Annotated in this window: 1 protein-coding gene; it reads right to left on the bottom strand. The window is 61.3% G+C overall.

The features are described from left to right. Positions 1 to 94: 94 nt before the first annotated feature. Positions 95 to 284: site-specific integrase (locus tag RVY79_RS19075; protein WP_317466124.1), on the bottom strand; the 190-nt coding region annotated here is incomplete at its 5' end.

Here is a 284-nt window from a genome sequence, read left to right as displayed (position 1 = left end):
CTCTTAAGCACCACAGACTACTGTGGCGGGCTCGTTTTTTAGGTCTGAACAACAAACGCCAGTCCCTCGAACCTCTGGGGCGCCAGGCGGCCGTTCATTTGCGGGCACCGAAGACCTCTCCAAGCTGCCGCGCGCGCTTGATCTCATCGCTGTGCAAATAGATCGAGGTCGTCGAGACAGAGGCGTGGCGCAGATTGTCGCGCACTGTGGTTAGTTCCGCGCCGCGCGCCAGGGCGTGAGTGGCGTGTGTATGCCGCATCCAGTGTGGACTGGCCTTGCGAAGC

The sequence above is a fragment of the Chromohalobacter sp. HP20-39 genome, assembly GCF_033052815.1.
GTDB lineage: Bacteria > Pseudomonadota > Gammaproteobacteria > Pseudomonadales > Halomonadaceae > Chromohalobacter.
The sequence above is the reverse complement of the archived record's forward strand: the minus strand, read 5'-3'. Positions and strand labels throughout refer to the sequence as shown.